Raw genomic sequence first — 6,596 nt, 5'->3', positions numbered from 1 at the left:
CCGCGGGGCATGCCGGTGTGACTGCTGAGGGCAGGGGGGCGCGACGCATCTTGAGAGGCACGCGGCCGGCGTCCTGGATGCGCGGGCCCTTCAGGAGAGGTCGGTCACATGCTCATCGTCGGTTCGATGCTGGTGGGGATCCTGTTGCTGCTGGCCATCGTGAGCGGGGTCGTGATGGGCGGAGCGCTGGCACACAAGAGCACGCGCACGGACGTGGAGCGGGACGCCGCGAGGCGCGCGGCGCGGCGGCAAGGACCGGTGGGGCCGGTGGGGCGAGGGCCCGTGCACGCGTGAGCCGTGAAGCGGTGGGCGCTGCTGCCGGGGCATGGGAGGATGCGTGCCGTGCGATTCGCGCTCCCTGTCCTGCTGGTGTCACTGCTCGTGGGGTGCGCGACCGGACTTGTCGCTCCCCCTGCGCCCGAGACGGAGCGCGCTCGGGGACCGTGGTCCGAGGTCCCCGCCGCCGAGATGCCGACGGGTGAGAAGTCCATTCCCATCTCCCTGCTCCGCGACATGGCGGAGGCGCTGCTCCGCCGTCCGGGGGCGACGACGTGTGACCCGACCACGCAGCGGCCGATTCCAGGCCTCTCTACGGAGTACTGCTCGACGGTCTATGTCGCGGGGACACGTGAGTCGCTGTCCTGGCGGGTGACCGAACCCGTGCAGGCAGGTCACAACCGGTGCACGCCGTTCTTCGTGGTGCAGGATGCGGACTACCCTCCGTCACAGGTCTGGGTGGTGGGCTACATCCACAACCATCCGTGTGGGGCGGTGCCGTCATCTCAGGACTTGAGCGTGTGGCCCACGGATGCGTTCAACCCCACCGTGGCCATGGCGGAGATCCGCCTGGTCCCAGGCAACCCGGCTCCTGCGCGCTTCCAGAGCACATTCATCGAGATGGCCTCCGCCGTGGTCGCGGAGCGTCAGGATGGAACTCGCATCTTCCTGCGCTACTTTCCCTCGGGTGAGATCGAGCAGTGGAGCGAAGCTCGGCGCGACTGGATCCGCCTGGGCCGGTGTGCGCCGTCACTTGCCGGTCGCCTCAGTGTCGCCCCCCGGTGTGAGGGGGGATCCCTCCAGTTGTTGCGTGAGTAGGGGACGGTGGATGCGAAAGGTTCAGGGATGGCTGGGGCTCATGCTGGTCATGTCCGGGTGTCGGCCGCCCGCTGCCGCGTGGAAGGGCGTCGTCGAATGGCCAGATGAACAGTCGGCCCGGCCCGTGGCGAGTCCCATGCCTGCTGGGGCGGCGCAGGCCGCGGTGGGCGCAGTGCGCGAGTTCGTGAAGACCAACCCCCGCCGGTTGTTCTCTGGCTGCGAGCACCCCGAGGATGGCCTGAACGTCTCGCTTTTCACGGGCCCCACACCGGGCCTCTACTACGTGCTCCTGGATCCCGACTTCGAGCGATGCACGGGGCCGCGCAGGCGCATCCTGGATGGATGGTTCTTCTACGCAGTCACGCCCCGAGGAGACGTGGTCGCGGAGTCTCCAGGCCCTCCCGATGAAGGGACTCCCGTGGAGACGCCGCCGCTCCAGACGCCTTCCGCCGCTCCCGTGGAGCCGCCCGTGCAGGCAACACCACCCCTTGCTCCAGCTCCCTGACTCCTGGGGGCGCGGGCCATGGGTGGGAGCCCGTGCACGCGTGAGCCGTGACGCGGTGGGCGCCGCTCCCGGGGCATGGGAGGATGCGCGCCGTGCGATTCGCGCTCCCTGTCCTGCTGGTGTCACTGCTCGTGGGCTGTGTCGCGCGGTCGCCGGCCTGGAAGACGCCGATTGAATGGCCGGACGAGAACTCGGCCACGCTCGTGGGACAGCCCATGGAGGCGGGAGCCGCGGTCGCCGCGGCGGGAGCCGTGCGCGAGTTGATCCGCACGAACATCGACCCCACCTTGTTCGACGGGTGTTCGACCCCGGAGCAGGGCCTGATGGTCGCCGTGTTCACCGGGCCGACGCCGGACTTGTACTACGTGGTGGTGCACCAGGACTTTCGGCGGTGTGGCGGACAGCGTTTTCGTGTCCTTGATGGATGGGATGCCTATGCGGTGACCCCGCAGGGCGAAGTGGTGGCGAAAGATCCGGCGGGTCCCGGGGAAGCACCACCCATGCCGTCCTCCGCTCCCACCCCTGCGCCACCGGGGGATGTGCCTGGGCCCGCGCTTCCCTCACCCCCCTGCTCCTGCTCCCTGACTACTGGGGCCTGGGAGCGTAGTAGCGGCGCAGCCAGCGGCTCAGGCCATCCAGGCCGGGGAAGAGCACTCGCTCGGTGATGTTCGCCTGGTCGAGCTTGTCCCTCACCTCCCACTTGAGCGACGCCGGCACGATGAGCCGCCGCACCCCCTGGTGCTGATGCCCCAGGAAGTCGTTCAGGCTCAGCTCCGGCCCGTTCATCACCGAGAACAGCGCGAACTGGTTCACGATGCGCGCATCCAACGACGGCGGCTCGAAGAACAACACGAACGGATGCTTCGCCAGCCCGTCGAACGTCGGCAGGTCTCCCGCCACCGTCGCCAGCATCTCCGCCGTGAACACGTCCGCGCCTTCCATCCGCAGCTGGTCTCTCAGCGGCCGGGGCAATTGCTCGTTCGTCTGGTGGTAGTCCACGCACCAGATGGCCCCGTCGTCGTTCGCGTACTCCTGACGCTCGGTCATGAAGTGCAGCGCCACGTACGGACTGAACGTCCAGTCCAACAGCCGCGTCGGCATCCCGTGGTGCTGCGCCAGCGCCAGCCAGTCCCACACCGACGTCAGTTGCGCCGTGCCCGGCACGCCCCGCGCGTACTTGCGGAAGGCGCGCAGCAGGTCCCGCTCGTGCCGCACGAACGCGCCCTGGCGGTTGAGCGCCGCCGACAGGTCCAGGCTCGCGGCCGGCACGCCCCGGAAGACGAAGCTCGTCCGGAACCGCCCCAGCGGCTCGTTCCACGAGCCCGCGAACAACAGGTCCTGCAACTCCAACCATGATGTGACGTGCTGCTCCAGCATCCCGCCCCCTCGCTTCCGAAGGTGGTGCCTGCTCCTCAAGGCGTCAGCAGCCCGAAGGCCGGGAAGATGCCGAACGACGGGCGCCCCCCAGGTCCGCTGCCTCCCCTCACGGAGAAGCGCAGGCCCGGTCGGACGCCCGGTCGCCTCAATCACACACTTGAAAAAGGACTACGGCCGCCCGAAATCGGCGGGCTGGGTGAAGGCATACGAACTCGCACCCGGTGCCTTGTCCGCTTGGAACAAGGGGCACTTGGCGCAGGTGAAGCTCTCCCAGTCCTCGCGGACCGCCACGTCGATGCAGCCGCTGTAGAAGCGGCAGTGGACGTTGCGGTACTCCTCGATGGAGAAGGAGTCAGCCCGCAGCGGGAGATGAAACTCGGTGGGTCGCGGCTGTGGACAAGGCATTGGTTCTCTCTAGCCCCCCTCGTGGGTGCTGATTCCCTCTACCAACTGGTGCGTCGCGTCATTCCCGAGCCCCGGGCACGCAGCCACTGAACGCCTGCACCCTGGCTCATCGCAGTCAGCAGAAGACCGTGTAGGTTCGAAACGCTCAAAAGGCAGAACAGCCTATGCACGTCATGCGTCCCGGGCCCGCCCTGCCAGGATGTCTGCCTTCACGCTGACCGGGCGGGCGGGCTTGACTGTCGGAATCTTCACCCTCGGAGGACTTTCCCGCGAAGATGCGGAATGTGAGCCCCCCTGTTCGAACCCCCCGTGTCCCGTCCCGCTGGCTGGGTGCCCTGGCCCTGGCCTCGCTCATCCTGCTCAGTGGCTGTTCCGCCTTCTCGCGTGCCGTGCGCGAGGGCGATGCCTCCACGAAGGAACGCCACTGGGCGGAAGCCGAGGCCGCCTACCTGCGCGCCCTGGCCGCGGATCCGGAGGCCTCCGAGGTCACCGTGAAGCTGCGCGCGGTGCGCAAGGAGTGGGGCGCGGAGGTGTACCAGGAGGCCGGCGCCGCCCATGCGTCCGGGGACCTGCCGTCCGCCACGAAGCTGCTGGTGCGCGTGCTGGAGCTGGACGCGGAGCATGACGGCGCGCGGGCGCTGCTCGCCCAGACGCTGGATGCGCGCGTGGGCGTGGCGATGGGGCTCTTGAAGGAGGAGAAGCTCCAGGATGCCCGCGCGGAATTGGACGCGGTGCTGGCCGTGGCCCCGGACCACACGGGCGCGCGCAAGGGCGTGGACTCGGTGCAGGTGGCGTGGGCGAAGCGCTTCTTCGCCAGCGCGGAGACGCTGGAGAAGGCGGGCAAGCTTGGCAATGCGCTCTTGGCCTACCTGCGCGCGGACCAGGAGCGCGTGGGCGCCACCGCGGCCCGGGAGCGGGCGGAGGCGGTGCGGTTGAAGCTGCGCGACGAGGTGGCCTTCCTCGTGGTGGCCGCGCCCGTGGACGACAAGGCGCAGGCGCCCGACGTCGCCCAGCGGCTGGGCGCGGGGCGGCTGGCCGCGTTCCTGCCCACGCAGCTCCCCCTGAAGGTCGTCACGGAGGCGCCCCCGGGGCGCGTGGGCGTGAAGCTGGAGCTGGCGCTGGAGCGCGTGCTGCCGCTGAAGGCCATCGAGGAGTCGCAGCGCTCCAAGCGCTACCTCGCGGGCAACCGCTCCGTGCCCAACCCCAAGCGCGGCCAGTTCGAGGCGAAGCTGCTGGAGACGGAGCGCACCCTGGAGACGGTGGAGCGCAAGCAGGCCGCGGTGCTGCGCGAGTACCTGCGCGCCCAGGTGGAGCTGGGCACCCTGCGCGACGCCGCCGAGCGGTGCCGCGAGCGGGAGAAGCGCGAGTGCCGCGAGGCCTTGCAGGAGTGCGGCGAGGAGGCCCGCGACGCGAAGAAGCCGGGCAGCCTGCCCGGGGAGTGCAACCCGGAGCGCTGCTCGGGGCAGTGCACCCAGGACGAGGGCCTGATGGTGCAGAAGGCCAAGGCCACGCGCGTGCTGGAGGGCGCGGTGCAGCTGGCGCTGGACAAGGCGGAGACGCAGCGCTCGGAAGTTCAGCACCACCGCGACGCCGTCTTCCGCGAGCCCATCACCGTGGAGGAGCCGATGTATTCGGACTTCGTCTACGACGTGCAGCTGCACCGGCTCACCGTGACGGCCACCGTGACGACGGTGATGCGCGACCTGCTCACGCCCCAGCAGGTGCCCGCGCCCAACACGCAGGACTACGCGGTGCTGCACGAGGACGTGGCCCACAAGGGCTATGACCGCTACGGCGTGCTCGCGGACCCCGTGCAGCTGCGCAATGAGCTGGAGCTGCGCGTGGACGCGGGCGACAAGGCCGTCGCGGACCTGGCGAAGCGCGTGAAGGAGCGCTTCGATGTGTACCGCGGCAAGCGCGTGGAGGACGCCCGGCGCGGCATGGTGCGCCCCGGCGCGGAAGACGTGGTGGAGACCGCCGTGCGCGCGCTGCTGCTGACCGCCGACGCGCCCCCCCAGGACGTGCTCCAGCCCGTGGCCCGCGCGCGCGGCCTCACCCGGCCGGAAGCCCTCTTCGGTCAGTAGTCGTCGCCAGGAGCCTCCGGTCGCCTGCCGCGAGTCGTCGCGGCGGGCCGTTTCCGAGCCTCCGAGCTTCAGGGGCTCCAGGCCTCAGTCGAGGCTGGTGCTCATCTCCGGGCGCTCCAGCCGCAGGGCCTCCACCCGGCGGCGGCGGGTGCCCGCGATGGCCAGGTGCCAGCCTCCCGCGGCGAGCCCCAGCACCATGCAGCCCACCCACAGCGTCGGCGCCCCCAGGTGTCCCAGCACCGCGCCTCCCAGGGCCGGGGCGACGCTGGACGCGAGCCCCCACATCATGTGGTACGCGCCCTGGTAGCTGCCGCGCAGCTCCGTCGGCGCCAGGTCCGCCACCACGGAGGGCGCCACGGGTGACTGCGCCATCTCCCCCAGCGTCCACACCGCCACGGCGAACATCGCCCACGGCACGCTCGCCGGCAGCGCGTGCAGCCCGAAGCCCACCCCCGTCAGCAGCCCCGCGAGCGCCAGCGCGGTGGAGCGCCGCACCTTGCCGACGACCCGCGTGATGAACGGCTGCAGCACGACGATGAGCACCCCGTTCACGGACATCACGAGGCCGTAGTCACCCGGGCTCAGCCCCTGTGACACCAGCGACACCGGCAGGCTCATGTGACTCTGGAAGAAGGTGAGCGCCAGCGCGAAGATGGGCAGGCAGAACGCCAGGTACACGCCGTCGCGGAAGGGCGCCAGCAGGTCCCCCACCGGGGAGCGCGCCTCACGGCCCGGCTCCGCCTGGGGCCGCGTCTCCGGCACGAGCAGCCAGACGCAGCAGCCATAGAGGAACGTGGTCACCGCGTCCGCGATGAAGAGCAGCCGGTAGCCCATGGTCGCCAGCAGGCCCGCGAGCGGCAGGGCGATGGCGAAGCCCAGGTTGATGACCCAGTACAGCAGCCCGTACGCCCGCGCCCGGTCGCGCGGTGGCACCACGTCCGCGACGGCCGCCGACACCGCCGGGCGGTACAGCTCCCCCAGCAGGCCCAGCAGGAAGGCCGCGACCGCGAGGAGCTCGAGTCGGCGGTGGCGGACGTACGGAACGTCGGCGGTGAGAACGCCGGCGCCATCACCGCGGCCCTCTTCCTGGAGATGGTCGTGGACGGCATGCCCTGGGCGCACATCGACAT

At 70.5% G+C, this 6,596-nt stretch carries 8 protein-coding genes; 5 read left to right on the top strand and 3 right to left on the bottom strand.

The genetic code is table 11. The annotated features are described in order from the left end of the window. The first annotated feature begins 108 nt into the window (after window positions 1–108). From D7V97_RS38085 to D7V97_RS38075, 3 genes are all read left to right on the top strand, one after another. Complete coding sequence (locus D7V97_RS38085) at window positions 109–294, top strand: hypothetical protein (RefSeq protein WP_120615499.1); 186 nt, start codon at window positions 109–111, stop codon at window positions 292–294. A gap of 48 nt (window positions 295–342) precedes the next feature. Further along, window positions 343–1,095, top strand: coding sequence for a hypothetical protein (locus D7V97_RS38080; protein WP_233583492.1), 753 nt, complete (start codon window positions 343–345; stop codon window positions 1,093–1,095). A gap of 136 nt (window positions 1,096–1,231) precedes the next feature. Continuing rightward, complete coding sequence (locus tag D7V97_RS38075) at window positions 1,232–1,600, top strand: hypothetical protein (RefSeq protein WP_199729105.1); 369 nt, start codon at window positions 1,232–1,234, stop codon at window positions 1,598–1,600. Between the two features lie 585 nt (window positions 1,601–2,185). Here D7V97_RS38075 and D7V97_RS38065 read toward each other — a convergent pair. Beyond that, window positions 2,186–2,977: an FRG domain-containing protein gene (locus tag D7V97_RS38065; protein ID WP_120615496.1), complete on the bottom strand. Its 792-nt coding sequence runs from the start codon at window positions 2,975–2,977 to the stop codon at window positions 2,186–2,188. Window positions 2,978–3,145: 168 nt separating this feature from the next. Next, window positions 3,146–3,382, bottom strand: coding sequence for a hypothetical protein (locus D7V97_RS38060; protein WP_120544820.1), 237 nt, complete (start codon window positions 3,380–3,382; stop codon window positions 3,146–3,148). Window positions 3,383–3,657: 275 nt separating this feature from the next. Between D7V97_RS38060 and traC the strand changes: the two genes are divergently transcribed. Beyond that, window positions 3,658–5,466, top strand: coding sequence for an outer membrane exchange accessory lipoprotein TraC (gene traC / locus D7V97_RS38055; RefSeq protein WP_120615495.1), 1,809 nt, complete (start codon window positions 3,658–3,660; stop codon window positions 5,464–5,466). A gap of 84 nt (window positions 5,467–5,550) precedes the next feature. Here traC and D7V97_RS38050 read toward each other — a convergent pair whose 3' ends face one another. After that, the gene (locus tag D7V97_RS38050) at window positions 5,551–6,438 is read right to left on the bottom strand and encodes an MFS transporter (RefSeq protein ID WP_233583494.1); all 888 of its coding nucleotides are present in this window, start codon (window positions 6,436–6,438) and stop codon (window positions 5,551–5,553) included. 54 nt (window positions 6,439–6,492) lie between these two features. Here D7V97_RS38050 and D7V97_RS46290 point away from each other — a divergent pair. Beyond that, window positions 6,493–6,596 (top strand): leucyl aminopeptidase family protein (locus D7V97_RS46290; RefSeq protein WP_233583493.1); only part of this gene is annotated, 104 nt, incomplete at its 3' end.

Source organism: Corallococcus sp. CA053C (genome assembly GCF_003611675.1).
Lineage (GTDB): Bacteria > Myxococcota > Myxococcia > Myxococcales > Myxococcaceae > Corallococcus.
This window is presented reverse-complemented; position numbering and strand designations above follow the sequence as displayed.